At 51.7% G+C, this 13,123-nt stretch carries 9 protein-coding genes; 8 read left to right on the forward strand and 1 reads right to left on the reverse strand.

Features of this window, described 5'->3' with window-relative positions:
• Positions 1 to 30 precede the first annotated feature (30 nt).
• Positions 31 to 945, reverse strand: coding sequence for an endonuclease/exonuclease/phosphatase family protein (locus tag B0W44_RS12340; protein WP_077720295.1), 915 nt, complete (start codon positions 943 to 945; stop codon positions 31 to 33).
• A gap of 380 nt (positions 946 to 1,325) precedes the next feature.
• Here B0W44_RS12340 and B0W44_RS12345 point away from each other — a divergent pair, with 380 nt between their 5' ends.
• From B0W44_RS12345 to cydC, 8 genes are all read left to right on the forward strand, one after another.
• The gene (locus B0W44_RS12345; RefSeq protein ID WP_228441101.1) at positions 1,326 to 2,735 is read left to right on the forward strand and encodes a PTS mannitol transporter subunit IIBC; all 1,410 of its coding nucleotides are present in this window, start codon (positions 1,326 to 1,328) and stop codon (positions 2,733 to 2,735) included.
• A gap of 18 nt (positions 2,736 to 2,753) precedes the next feature.
• Entirely contained in the window at positions 2,754 to 4,853 is a 2,100-nt protein-coding gene (locus B0W44_RS12350) for a BglG family transcription antiterminator (protein WP_077720297.1), read from the forward strand.
• On the forward strand, positions 4,850 to 5,290 hold the full coding sequence (locus B0W44_RS12355) for a PTS mannitol transporter subunit IIA (protein WP_077720298.1): 441 nt from the start codon (positions 4,850 to 4,852) through the stop codon (positions 5,288 to 5,290). The genes B0W44_RS12350 and B0W44_RS12355 overlap by 4 nt, the downstream gene beginning before the upstream one ends.
• Positions 5,287 to 6,426, forward strand: a complete 1,140-nt coding sequence (locus tag B0W44_RS12360) for a mannitol-1-phosphate 5-dehydrogenase (protein WP_077720299.1) — start codon at positions 5,287 to 5,289, stop codon at positions 6,424 to 6,426. Before B0W44_RS12355 ends, B0W44_RS12360 begins: the two co-directional genes overlap by 4 nt.
• 448 nt (positions 6,427 to 6,874) lie before the next feature.
• On the forward strand, positions 6,875 to 8,281 hold the full coding sequence (locus tag B0W44_RS12365) for a cytochrome ubiquinol oxidase subunit I (protein WP_077720300.1): 1,407 nt from the start codon (positions 6,875 to 6,877) through the stop codon (positions 8,279 to 8,281).
• Positions 8,268 to 9,284 carry a cytochrome d ubiquinol oxidase subunit II gene (gene cydB, locus B0W44_RS12370; protein WP_077720301.1) on the forward strand — a complete coding sequence of 339 codons (1,017 nt, stop codon included), beginning with the start codon at positions 8,268 to 8,270 and terminating at the stop codon, positions 9,282 to 9,284. The genes B0W44_RS12365 and cydB overlap by 14 nt, the downstream gene beginning before the upstream one ends.
• Positions 9,284 to 11,008 carry a thiol reductant ABC exporter subunit CydD gene (gene cydD / locus B0W44_RS12375; RefSeq protein WP_077720302.1) on the forward strand — a complete coding sequence of 575 codons (1,725 nt, stop codon included), beginning with the start codon at positions 9,284 to 9,286 and terminating at the stop codon, positions 11,006 to 11,008. Before cydB ends, cydD begins: the two co-directional genes overlap by 1 nt.
• The gene (cydC, locus tag B0W44_RS12380; RefSeq protein ID WP_077720303.1) at positions 11,005 to 12,756 is read left to right on the forward strand and encodes a thiol reductant ABC exporter subunit CydC; all 1,752 of its coding nucleotides are present in this window, start codon (positions 11,005 to 11,007) and stop codon (positions 12,754 to 12,756) included. The genes cydD and cydC overlap by 4 nt, the downstream gene beginning before the upstream one ends.
• Positions 12,757 to 13,123 lie beyond the last annotated feature (367 nt).

Below are 13,123 nucleotides of genomic sequence, written 5' to 3' on the forward strand. Positions count from 1 at the left end.
AAAACTTTCTTGCGGGCTATAAAATAGTGGTTATCTCATTTTGATGTCCGCGACGACGGGGAAGTGATCGCTCGGGAACTGACCGTGCTGTTGAAAATTCGAGATTTCGATCGTTTTCGCAGTAACAGATCCGCGCGCCATAATCCAGTCGATGCGCTGCTCAGCTCCTCCGCCGGTTACATCCTCGAAACCGTTAAAAGTGCCAAGCCCTTCGCCGATGCGCTTGTCGGCTGACTCCCAGAGGTCGACAAAGGAACCGTCGTTTACCAGCGTTTCATACGGTGCTGTGCTGGGTCCGGTGTTGAAGTCGCCCGTTAAGACAATCGGGAGTTCGGGATCGAAATCTAGAGCGCGTTCCACGATCAGCCTGGCGCTTTTTTCCCGCGCTTCTTCCGAGACATGGTCGAAGTGCGTATTGACCAAATAAAATTCTTTTTTTGTTTTCACATCAAGAAAGCGAACCCACGTAACCATTCTCGGGATGGTGTTTCCCCATGAAGTTGAACCGATGACCTCGGGAGTATCCGACAACCAGTAATGATCATATTCTTGCGGTTGCAGGCGGTTAGCGTTGTAGAAGACCGCCATGAACTCACCCTTACTGCCGCCTTCCCGGCCCAGTCCGATCCATTCGTATCCAGGCAAGTCTTGGTGGATATGTTTTAGTTGGTGGTAGACGCCTTCTTGTGTGCCGATCACATCAGGTCGTTTGCGCTGGAGCAGCTTTCGCATGACTGGTCGACGCTCTTCCCACGAGTTTGGCGGGACGTCACTGGCGTAGCGCAAATTGTAACTCATCACCCGCAGCTTGCCGGACGAGACAGGTTTCCCTTTGTCTTTGGCGGCGGCGATGCCGTTGTGAAAGACAAGCGGCAGTACCGTAAATCCACTGAGAACAACAGACAAGGCGAGAATACTTACAACGAAGCGCTTCGTCCTTTTCATCTTCTCCTCACGTTCCTTTCTGTTTTGAACTGTACGTAGATAACGATCGTGAGCATTTAATAAGAGTCTATGATCATTTTATTAAGGTTTGATATATTTTATTATTCGCTCCACTTTCATCGGGACAATTGGCATGGATAGCTGAGTCATTGCTTTAGATCCGTTTCAGTAAAAAGGGGAATGGGTGTCGATGTAAAAGACATCGCATCGCCGTTGAGGGGAACCGATGCATGAAGAAGATCAAACGGGCAAGAGATGGTGAGGAGGAAAGGGCCTCCTTTTTTAATTTTGTCAGTATCGCTGATGACGAAATCGTGTTTACATTCCGTTGTCGGCTGGGATGACAGCGTTTTATGATAACGTTAGGGAGGTGGGTTAGAGTGTCCCAACAAGAAGGGGGAACGCTTAGGACGAAGGTTCAGCGGCTTGGAAGTCATTTGAGCGGTATGATTATGCCGAACATCGGTGCGTTTATTGCGTGGGGACTCATTACGATGTTGTTCATTCCGACGGGATGGATCCCGAATGAACAGCTGGCCTCGTTAGTAGATCCGATGATCAAATTCTTGTTGCCGTTGCTCATCGGGTATACTGGAGGAAAGATCGTTCACGACGTCCGCGGAGGGGTTGTTGGAGCGACCGCCACGATGGGGGTCGTCGTCGGTGCGGACATCCCGATGTTTATCGGGGCCATGATCATGGGACCGTTAGGTGGATACGCGATCAAGAAAGTCGACCAACTGTTAGCTGGGAAGATTCGGACAGGATTTGAAATGATCGTGAACAACTTTTCGGCCGGCATTCTTGCCGGATTGTTAACCATCTTCGCTTTTTGGGGAATAGGACCCGTCGTGAGGGGGGTAAGCAGCTTTCTGGCTTCTGGAGTGGATGTGATGATCGGCGTTGGCCTCTTGCCATTGGTGAGTTTACTCATCGAACCGGGGAAAGTGTTGTTTTTAAACAATGCCATTAACCACGGCATCTTAAGCCCGATTGGCGTCGAACAAGCGGCAGAGTTTGGAAAATCCATTCTGTTTTTACTCGAAACGAATCCCGGACCCGGCCTGGGCATCTTGCTCGCGTTTTTGTTCTTCGGCCGGGGAACGGCGAAACAATCTTCATCCGGTGCCGCCGTCATCCACTTCCTCGGGGGAATTCACGAAATTTACTTTCCGTACATTTTAATGAGACCGCTGCTGATTGTAGCGGCGATCGCGGGCGGGATGAGCGGTGTATTCACATTTTCACTCTTCAATGCAGGACTTGCCGCGGTACCGTCACCGGGAAGTATATTTGCATTGCTTGCCATGACTCCCCGGGGAAATTACTTGGGGGTCATCGTAGGGGTTGTCGTGGCAACGGCGATATCGTTTATCATCGCGTCAATCATTCTCAAAACTGCCGAATCCGAGGAGGAAGATTTGAAAAGCGCGAGTGAAAAAATGCAAACGATGAAAGGGAAGAAGAGCCGTGCCGCTGAGGTGTTAGCATCGGTAAAAGGACCGACAAACAAAGTCGTCTTCGCCTGTGATGCAGGGATGGGTTCGAGCGCGATGGCCGCTTCGACGTTCAGGAACAAAGTAAAGGAAGCTGATCTGGACACTGTGGAAGTAGCGAATACGTCGATCAACAACTTGCCGGATGATGCCGATGTGATTATTACCCACCGAGACTTGACTGAGCGGGCGAAGGAGATAAGGCCGGATGCCGAACACATTTCGGTGGAAAATTTTTTAAACAGTCCCGAATATGAGGAGCTCTTGACAAGATTGAAACAACAACAGCGTTGAGGTCAGGAGGTGGATGGTGTGTATGTCACCACCCGGGAGCGCTCAATCTTACAACGGTTACTGGACGGCAGGAACAAAACGACGATTCAGACGTTAGCCGACGAACTCGGTGTGAGTACGCGCACCATCCAGCGCGACCTCAAAGGCGTGGAAGACGTTCTGACGGAGTATCATTTGACGCTTGAAAGAAAGGCCGGCACGGGTTTGGCTGTGCAAGGAGAAGCAGAAGCCCGGGAGCAATTGAGGCGCTTTCTGTCTTCGCTCCGACATGAAGAGTATACACCGGAGGAGCGGCGGTTGTTGCTGCTCACAGTGTTGTTACAACACCGTGAACCGATTAAGCTGTTCGCTTTGGCCAGCCACCTTAATGTAACGGTTGCGACCGTGAGCCACGACTTAACCAAGGTGGGGAAGTGGCTGGAAGACTTCCGTCTCACGCTCGTTCGCAAAAGGGGTTACGGTGTGGAAATAAAGGGAGAGGAACGAGACGTCCGCAGGGCGATCGGTGCGCTGATCAACGAAAATTTAAACGAAGCACACGTTTATCGCGCCATCGTCAGTCGCATATCCGAAAGGGAGGAAGCGACGGACCCGGTCTCGGAGCGCTTGCTTCATTTAATGGATTTAGAGATGCTGCGCGATGTGCAGCGGGCAGTGGAATCGCTGCGGAAGCAGTTCTCCGAACACGTGGCAGACAGTTCTTACTTCGCTTTAATTGTCCATGTCGCACTGGCGATCGACCGCATTCGCCAAGGCAAAAAAGTCGAAATGGCACCGGAGTATTTACAAAAATTGGCGATGCACAAAGAATACCACCTTGCCAGTCAGTTAGCTCACGCGTTAGAAAGGATGTTCGGCATCGACATCCCTGACGAAGAAATCGGGTATATGTCGATGTATTTAAGGGGAGCCAAGTTACGAGAAGAGCGGGATGACGTGCTGGAAGAGTCCAACCTGCAACTGGCTGTCCGAGTGAAACAGTTGATAGACGGTGTGGAAGACGAGCTTCAGACAGCGTTTCACGACGAATCACTGTTTAAAGGGCTGCTCTCCCATTTAAAGCCGGCGCTCTATCGGGTTCGCCAAGGAATGAAGATATACAACCCGCTGCTGGAAAAAATAAAAGCGGACAATCCGGATCTCTTCCACATTGTGAGGAAACAGGCCCAGCGAGCGCTCGATTCCGGGACGATTCCGGACGAGGAAATCGGGTTTCTCGTCATGCATTTCGGTTCGGCGATTGAACGCCGGAAACGGCAGTCTGCCGTTAAAGCGTTGGTCATTTGTTCCAGCGGCATCGGCTCGTCTAAACTGTTAATGAGCCGATTACAAAAGGAATTTCCAGAAATCAGAACAATCGAAAATGCATCCCTGTTCGACGTAGAGAAGAAAAATGTGGATAATTACGACTTGGTCATTTCAACCGTTCCGTTAAAACATGTGGCGGACTACTTTTTAGTCACCCCGTTCCTGTGGAAAAAAGAAGTGAACCAAATCAGAGACTTCCTCGAAAGTTATCAGCCGAAGCAGCCGGTATCCCCACGTGATCCGGATCAACGCCAAACGACTGAACATTTGCTCGAACGGTTCGAGCAAATGGCTTCCGTCAATGAAGACATCGTCTCCATTCTCACTCATTTTCAGGTGAAGGAATTGGAGGAGAACGTGTCGTTAGAAGACGGTCTCAACGACATATGCCGGGATTTCGAACGGAGCGGTTTGCTGTCCGGCGCGAACTCGGTTGTCGAGGGTCTGCTCGCAAGAGAGCAGGCCGGAGGGGTGGCCATTCCGGAGACGTCTCTTGCTCTGTTTCACGTTCGCACAGAGGAGATTGAGAAGCCGTGTGTTTCCATGTGTGAGTTAAAAGTTCCCGCCCTTCGAAAAGGCATGGACGGGATGAGGGTCCCTGTCAAGCGCGCGCTCGTTTTACTCGCCCCTTTAAGTATGAGCGAACAGCGCCTTTCGCTGATGAGTTCCATCAGTGCTCTCCTCATCAAAAGTGAGGCACATACGACGGTGTTTGAAAAAGGATCAGAGACAGAGATTCGTGCATTGCTGGCGGAATCGTGTCAGAACTACGTGCGGAATTTAATCAATCAAGGAGTGGACGATGCATGAGCCTTTCCATTTTGACAGAGAAGAACATTACGATGAGAGCGAAAGCAGCGTCTAGAGAGGAGGCGATTCGCGAAGCCGGTGATGTACTGGTTCAAAACGGGTATGTCGAGCCCGCTTATGTCGAAAAAATGCTGGAACGTGAACGAGTGACCACGACGTATATGGGAAATCTGTTGGCCATTCCCCACGGAACAGAGGACGCAAAAGCAAACATCAAAGCATCAGGAATTTCTGTCCTGTTGTTTGAACAGCCCGTGGACTGGGACGGCCATGACGTACGGCTCGTCATCGGCATTGCAGGGAAGGGGAACGAACATTTGGACGTGCTGTCAAAAATAGCAATTTTATGTTCGAAAGAAGAGAATGTCCGCAAACTGCTGCAAATTCAATCGGCGGATGAAGTGCTTCGCTTTTTCTCAGAAGGGAATGCAACATGAAAGCTGTTCACTTCGGGGCCGGAAACATCGGCAGGGGGTTTATCGGGGCACTGTTGCGCCAATCTGGTTACGATGTCGTTTTTGTCGACGTCGACGCACGGATTATCCATGAACTGAATACCCGCCGAGCGTATGAGGTGAAGGTGGCGGAGCAAACCGTTGAACCTTTCACCGTAGAAGGGATTCGCGGACTGAACAGCCGGACGGACGAACCAGAAGTCATAGAGGAGATCGCTTCCGCTGACCTTATCACGACAGCGGTGGGCGTTGCTGTTCTGAAGTTCGTCGCCGCACCGATCGCCGCGGGACTTGTCGCGCGGAAAGATTCACAGACACCGCTCAACATCATCGCCTGCGAAAACGCCATCGGGGCGAGCACAATGCTCCAGGAATACGTGCGAGCGCTGCTCACGAAAGAAGAGTGGCTACGGCTTAAAGAACGGGTCGGTTTTCCCAACGCTGCTGTCGATCGGATTGTGCCCAACCAAGGCGAAAGGGATCTGCTGTCCGTGACGGTAGAGCCTTATTATGAATGGGTAGTCGATGAAACGGCAATCAACGGACCGGCCCCTTCCATTCACGGCGTGACGTACGTGAAGGACTTGTTGCCTTATATCGAGCGGAAACTGTTTACGGTGAACACGGGACATGCGATGACTGCGTACCTCGGTTTCAAACAGGGCATGAAGACGATTCAGGAAGCGATTCACGACGAGCCGATCGCATCGCGCGTCAGGCAAGCGCTCAGTGAAACGACTGCGCTCCTCGCCGACGTACACGGCTTTTCTGAAGCGGAACTGCGGACGTATGCGGAAAAAATTTGGCTCCGTTTTAGGAACCCGCATTTATCCGACCGGGTGGAACGGGTCGGTCGGAATCCGATTCGCAAGCTCGGCTACAACGATCGGTTGGTCAAACCGGCGAGACTGTTACTCGATCGGGGTTATGAACCGCAGGCGTTGGTTCAAGGAATTGTTGCCGCGCTCGCGTTTGACGTCAGCGAGGATGAAGAGAGTGTACGCCTGCAGAAGATGCTGAGCGAAAACGGTGTGGAGTCGACGATTGTTGAAGTGACAGGGTTAAAACGCGACGATGAGCTCGTGAAACGCATTGTAAAGAGTGAAATGGAAGATTGAATTGACCCGGAGATCCGGGTCTTTTTTTGCCCTTTCCCCATTTCCTTCGCGATTGTTCAGCATGATCACGTTGTGTGCTTCGTCCTTCGGTTTCACGGCAACAACAAGTCCACCAATGAGGTTGTCTCCCCTTGATGGATGTCGTCGTCAACAAGGGACACATTTTGTTCTGCACACGCGTTCACCCTCCTGATTTTTGTTTATAAATGAACATAATTGACGAACCGTTTTTCTCTCCGGCAACGTAACTTATTGTTAACAATGTTTTCGACAATCTTACAGTTGTTCGCATTTTGTTCAATAATTCACAAACAGATTGTCATATCTCGCGCGTTCAGAGAGACAGACTGTATGTGACAATAAAAGTAAAAGCTCTAGCGAGTCGTGCGCGACAATTTTGAACGTTCGACTGTCGCATGACACACAGGAGGAAAGGTGGGGAAACGACGTGGATGTGCTCACCTTATCGAGAATCCAATTTGCAGCTACGACGATATTCCACTACTTATTCGTGCCCTTGTCGATTGGGTTGGTATTGTTAATCGCGATTATGGAGACGATGTATGTCATCAGGGGAAATAAAACGTACAAAACCATGGCCCAATTTTGGGGGAAATTGTTTCTGATCAACTTTGCGGTCGGGGTTGTGACCGGGATTATTCAGGAATTCCAGTTCGGGATGAACTGGTCTGATTACTCCCGCTTTGTGGGAGATGTCTTCGGAGCGCCGCTGGCGATAGAAGCGTTGCTTGCGTTTTTTATGGAATCGACGTTTATCGGGTTGTGGATCTTCGGATGGGACCGTCTGTCGAAAAAAGTACACCTCGCCTGCATTTGGCTCGTATCGGTCGGCACAGTGTTGTCCGCGTTCTGGATCTTGGCAGCCAATTCGTTCATGCAGCGTCCCGTCGGCTTTGAAATCAACAACGGCCGAGCGGAAATGAATGATTTCTTCGCTTTGATCACGAACGGACAGTTGTGGGTAGAATTTCCTCACACCCTCTTTGCTGCTTTTGCCACTGGGGCGTTCTTCGTGACGGGGGTGAGCGCTTGGAAATTACTCAAAAAGCAGGACGTAGCTCTGTTCAAACGATCGTTCCAAATCGGGATCGTCGTCGCCTTGATTTCTTCCTTACTCGTTGCGCTTTTCGGTCATCAACAGGCACAGTATTTAATTCACACACAACCGATGAAGATGGCGGCCAGTGAAGGATTGTGGGAAACGAGCGAAGACCCGGCTCCTTGGACGGTGTTTGCGGCAATCGACCCGGAGAATCAGGAAAATCGAGCTGAAGTCAAAATTCCGTACTTGCTCAGCTATTTGTCCTACAACCAATTCTCTGGGGAAGTAAAGGGAATGAAGGAGCTGCAAGCAGAGTACGAGCAAACGTACGGCCCTGGACACTACATTCCCCCGGTTCGTACGACGTTCTGGAGTTTCCGCATCATGATCGCTGCGGGAATGCTGATGCTTGCCTTCGGATTGTACGGCGTGTACTTGACACTTCGCAAAAGACTGGAGCAAGGCAACACATGGTTCATGCGTCTGATGGTTCCGGCCATCTTTTTGCCGCACATTGCCAATACGTCCGGGTGGATTATGACGGAGATCGGCCGTCAACCGTGGACCGTCTTTGGTTATTTGCGAACAGAGGACAGCATTTCGCCGGGTGTCACCGCTCAAGAAGTGTTGTTTTCGTTGATCTCCTTCTCGACGATTTACACGATACTAGCGGCTGTGATGGTCGTTTTGTTCGTACGTGTCATTAAAAAAGGACCGTATGAAACGGCCAACGTTGATGATGGAACATCCGAAGACCCGTTTGATCGGAGGGAACACCATGCTGTCTCTTAACGAGTTGTGGTTTCTGATTGTCGCGGGGTTGTTTATCGGTTTTTTCTTCTTGGAAGGGTTTGACTTTGGTGTCGGCATGTCGACAAAGTTTCTCGCCAGGACGGAAGGAGAACGCCGTACGCTCATCAACGCCATCGGACCGTTCTGGGACGCCAATGAAGTGTGGTTGATAACGGCGGGTGGGGCCATGTTCGCAGCCTTTCCCCACTGGTATGCCACGTTGTTCAGTGGCTATTACGCACCGTTCGTCGTCGTCTTGCTGGCTTTGATCGGACGCGGAGTCGCTTTCGAATTTCGCGGAAAAGTCGACAACAGGCGGTGGAAGAACGCGTGGGATCACGTCATTTTCCTGGGGAGTTTGCTGCCGCCGTTTTTGTTCGGAGTCGTCTTCGCCGGTCTGCTTTACGGACTGCCGATTGACCGGCAGATGGAGATGCAAGCCGGTCTGTTCGATATCGTCAATGTGTATACAGTAACGGGGGGGATCACCGTCACGTTGCTATGTTTCGTCCACGGATTGCTGTTCACCGCGTTGCGCACGGTAGGGGATTTGCAGGAACGGGCGCGTTTCACGGCACAGCGGCTCCTTTTTCCGCTGGCCTTCCTGCTCTTCGCATTCAGTGCGATGACGGTCTTTATGACTGACGTGTTTCACGTGCGTGGCGAGATACTGTCCGCTACGGCCGCTTGCGGTGTGATCGCGTTTGTGCTTGCAGGGGCGTTCATTTCAAAGCGGAAAGACGGATGGGCCTTCTCCATGTCGGGACTCGTCATCGTTCTTGCCATTGCTTCAGTGTTTATGGGGTTGTTTCCGCGGGTGATGATCAGTGAGATCGACCGTGCGTTCAACTTGACAGTGTATAACGCAGCATCTGGGCCGTATTCGCTCAAAGTGATGACGATTGTGGCTGTGACTCTCATACCGTTTGTACTCGGTTATCAAATGTGGAGCTATTACGTATTTCGCAAACGCGTCAGTGAGAAGGAGCATTTGGAATACTGATGGATCGTACATTGCGGGAGCTTCCGGGAATCAAAGCGGTTCTCGTGCAGCTGTTCATGCTGACACTTGTGCAGAGTGTCGCCATCATCTTGGCGGCAAAATGGTTGGCTGAAGGGGTTTCGTCTCTGTTTGCCGGGGAACCGCTTCCGCAACAGTTCGGGATTATGGGATTGTTTGTGCTCGCTTTTCTCATCCGGCACGGGATGGCTTCCCTCAAGCAAAAGGTCGCATACCGTTTCGCCGAACGAGCGGGGACGGACGTGCGGAAGCGGCTGCTGGAACGGCTGTTTCAACACGGGCCAAAGTTTGCCAAATCAGAGGGGACTGGCCATCTGGTAACCCTTGTGCTCGAAGGCGTGTCCCAGTTTCGCACGTACGTGGAGCTATTTCTGCCCCGCATGATTGGGACTTCCCTCACACCCGCTCTCCTGCTTGCGTTTATTTTTACACAGGATGCCGTTTCAGGCGTGATTCTAGTTGTGACGATGCCGCTTCTTATCGTGTTCCTCATCCTCATCGGATTAGCGGCGCGTAAACAAACAGAGGGGCAGTGGCACACGTACCGGACACTGTCGAACCATTTCGTCGATTCGCTCCGCGGCTTGGAGACGCTAAAGGTTCTCGGTCAGAGCCGTAAACACAGTGACACGATCAGCCAGGTGAGTGACAAGTACCGGCGGGCGACGATGCGTACCCTGCGCGTCGCCTTTCTGTCCTCTTTTGCCCTCGATTTTTTCACGATGCTGTCTGTTGCTTTAGTCGCTGTCAGCTTAGGGCTGCGCCTCATTGACGGACACGCGGTGCTCGGGACAGCGCTCACCGTCCTCATTCTGGCACCGGAGTATTTCCTGCCCGTGCGCATGTTGGGCGCCGATTACCATGCCACTTTAAACGGCAAACAGGCGGGGGAAGCGATTCAGGCGATCATCGAGCGGGAGGAGGAGCTCGACGAAGCCCAACCGATACCTTCCGTTACTTGGACAGACGACAGTGTGCTCACGCTTTCGTCGATTAGTGTCCGTTACCAAGGAGAGGGAGTCTCTTCCTTGAACAACGTATCCGCTGAAATCCAGGGATTCAGCAAAATCGGAATTGTCGGGGAGAGCGGTGCTGGAAAGTCGACACTGATCGATGTGCTGGCCGGCTTTCTGCGTCCGACGTCTGGGACATTCACGTTGGATGGAGCGAAGTTACAGTCGCTCACCTTTGAGGCGTGGCGGAAGCAAACCACCTACATTCCGCAACATCCCTACCTGTTTCATGCGTCACTAGCAGACAACATCCGCTTTTACAATCCTGATGCGTCCAAGGAACAAGTCGAACGTGCGGTGGAATTTGCAGGATTGCGCCACTTGACCGAACGTTTACCACATGGCTTAAACGAACGGATCGGGGATGGTGGACGAAAGCTCAGCGGCGGTCAGGAACAGCGCGTCGCCTTGGCTCGTGCGTTCTTAAGCGAGCGGCCGATCTTGTTGTTCGATGAGCCGACTGCTCACCTGGACATCGAAACTGAGTACGAACTGAAAGAAACGATGCTCCGCTTGTTTCAGCACAAGCTCGTTTTTTTCGCCACCCATCGCCTGCACTGGATGCCGCACATGGATCGCGTGATCGTGCTGGACAATGGCAGGGTGGTCGAGACCGGAACGCATGAGGAACTGCTGGCACGAAATGGCGCGTACGTCAAATTAGTTCGAGCGCTGGGAGGGGCGATTGTATGAAACAGGAGTCTTGGATTCGACTTCATTTTCGAAAGCAACGGTGGCGTTTTATGTGGATCGCAGTTTTAAGCGTGCTGACGCCGTCGTGTGCGGGTGCCCTCATGTTCACGTCCGGCTACCTCATCTCGAAGGCTGCGCTTCGTCCGGAAAACATTTTAATGGTGTACGTGCCTATTGTACTCGTGCGCACATTCGGGATCGGGAGGGCTGTCGTGCACTACGTCGAACGTTTGGCAGGTCACGATGCCGTCCTGCGCATCCTGGCAAACATGCGCGTCCGTCTGTACCGTATTTTGGAACCGCAGGCACTGTTCATCCGCTCTCGCTACCGTACAGGGGATGTGCTTAGTGCGCTCGCTGACGACATCGAGCACTTGCAGGACGTTTATCTCCGCACAGTATTTCCGACAATAGCCGCTGTGGTGATGTATGGACTGTGTATCGCCGCTCTCGGCTGGTTCGATCTGCCGTTTGCGTTGCTCATGGCACTGTACGTGTTCGTCCTCGTCTTTATACTTCCCGCGGTTTCTCTATGGCTGAAGAACGCGAAGCAGCGACATGTGAAACAGAAACGCAATGGGTTGTACCGGATACTCACGGACGCTGTGCTCGGCATGAGTGACTGGGTGATCAGCGGGCGTGCGTCGCAGTTCGTGCAGTCGTATGAATCGGATGAAGCAAAAGTGGCCGAAGTTGAACGTACACTGCACCAGTGGACCACCTGGAGAACGTTCCTCGCCCAGTGTGTCGTCGCTATCGCAGTGATCTCCACCATGTATTGGGCGGGACAGCAATTCGCGGGAGGGGAGCTGGCGGCTACGATGATTGCGGCGTTTACGCTCGTCGTTTTTCCAGTGATGGACGCATTTCTAGCCGTACCGGAAGCGGTCGAGAAAATTCCGGAGTACCGGGAATCTTTGGATCGGATAAACAGAATGAGCGGTACAGAAAAAGCTAGCTCACACACAGAGCGGACACTTCAGGCTGAAGGGGTGCATGCGGCACAGCTGCAGGCTCACATTCGGCTGGAACGCGTCCGTTATCGTTATCCGCAATCAGAAGAGTGGAGTGTCAACGGCATTTCACTCGACATCCCACAGGGGAAAAAGATCGCCGTACTCGGGCGCAGTGGTGCGGGAAAATCGACCTTGATCAAGCTGATACAAGGTGCCGTCGTTCCTCAAGAGGGGCGCGCGACGATCAACGGCAAACATGCGGCCCGTTTCGGGGACGAGATCCCGCGGGTCATCTCTGTACTGAACCAACGTCCGCATTTGTTTGACACGACGGTGGGGAATAACATTCGCCTCGGAAAACCAGATGCCGGAGACGAAGAGGTCCGCCAGGTGGCGCAAAAAGTGAAATTAGACAAGTTGATCGAATCTCTGCCTGCGGGATATGATACGCCAATGTTGGAGACGGGAGAGCGTTTCTCGGGCGGAGAGCGACAACGGATTGCGCTAGCGCGAGTCTTGCTTCAGGACACCCCTGTTGTCATATTGGACGAACCGACCGTAGGACTCGACCCTCACACGGAGCGTGACTTACTTAGGACGATCTTCCGTACGGTTCAAGGGAAAACACTGATCTGGATTACACACCACCTAGTCGGGGTAGAACAGATGGATGAGGTGATCTTTATAGAGGACGGCCGAATAACCATGCACGGCCCGCACGCCGTGTTAATCGAGAAAGTCTCTCGCTATCGTCACCTTTACCATCTCGACCGTCCGGATGACTCTCCGTGATTCATAACGTTTTGATTGACTTAGTCGTTTTTTTATCGCTGGAATATATACGCCAAGTATCGATAAGCAAAGCCAACAAATGGTCGGTGCACATCGGGGTTAGAGTGCGCACAAAATACTGATTTACACTTGACAAATATATTTTTCTTATTCAAAATAAACTAAAAAAATAAAAAACGAACAAAAATAATTATAAAAAACAATTTTACTGCTAGAGTGAAACGATATGAATTATAGTTTTCAAAATCGTGGGCAAAAGAGAAAGTAAGTCTTGTCTCATTAGAATGTGAATGGCAGAATCCGAAATGGTTGCTCGTTCTCGGACATATCGTGTGTTACAGCGAAATGAATGTTGGTAAACGGACCT

The organism is Novibacillus thermophilus, assembly GCF_002005165.1.
GTDB classification, from domain to species: Bacteria; Bacillota; Bacilli; order Thermoactinomycetales; family Novibacillaceae; genus Novibacillus; species Novibacillus thermophilus.